Source organism: Aeromonas finlandensis (assembly GCF_000764645.1).
Classification (GTDB): Bacteria; Pseudomonadota; Gammaproteobacteria; order Enterobacterales; family Aeromonadaceae; genus Aeromonas; species Aeromonas finlandensis.
The window spans coordinates 1-867 of sequence record NZ_JRGK01000371.1 but is presented as its reverse complement, the minus strand read 5'-3'; the positions used below and the strand labels follow the sequence as shown (position 1 = coordinate 867).

Annotated in this window: 1 protein-coding gene; it reads left to right on the top strand. The window is 40.0% G+C overall.

All coding sequences use genetic code 11. The annotated features are described in order from the left end of the window. Positions 1-749: hypothetical protein (locus LD28_RS23290; protein ID WP_206538784.1), on the top strand; the 749-nt coding region annotated here is incomplete at its 5' end. Positions 750-867: the final 118 nt, after the last annotated feature.

The following is an 867-nucleotide window of genomic DNA, read 5'->3' as shown; positions in this document are numbered from 1 at the left end:
ATAAAGACCTACAAGACTTCATTTTCACTACAATACACCATTATAATTCTGAACTAGAGTCTGCAATGAGAGAAGCCGCAGCTGCTGAAGCCGCAACTGCTGAAGCCGCAGCTGTCGAAGCCGCAGCTGCAGCTACACGCCGAAGAATTGATTATTGTGCGGAAAAATTAAATATTGCATCAGATCCAAAGCATCACTTAAATATGTATCATGCTCTAAACATGAACTTATCATCTAGAAATTATGAAGAGCAATATATATCCACTGGCACAGTCTTATTTGATAGTGAAAATAGTGCTTGGTTTTTATGTGTTTCAGCTGCATGTGACATGGTTCCTTCACAAGGCAATGATGCATACCATAAAAGATTAAATCCTCACAGATTAATTAGAGTCATGAGCTTATTTAAAGTTAATGATAATGATGCTGTGACAGAAGCAGAGAATTCTAAGTACATTTATACATACGATAATAATACCAGACGGTGTTTTTCAGTACTAACACCCGAGTCAGGGCTACCCAAGATTGATTATTTTATCATCTTAAATCATGCAACCTATAGTGGTGAGCGTTTTGCTAATGTTGTCTTACTTAAATCATCTGCCGATGGAACATCTATCGAGCACGAGAGAATAACGTTGAAACTAAAATCTCAACTTAGAACCGGATATGCTGAGCGGTTTCAACTGATAGCAAATAATCATAGTGGAAGAATTGGTGTTGATTATGTGAGTGCAGAAAAGTTTTAATCATCTAATATGGCACCGACCTGAGGTCGGTGCCTCCCCCTCCTGAACAGCGTCTTGAGACTCACCACATCCCGACAAAACAGTCCACCCCGGGTTATCTGGGCCTGCTCCCTCATGC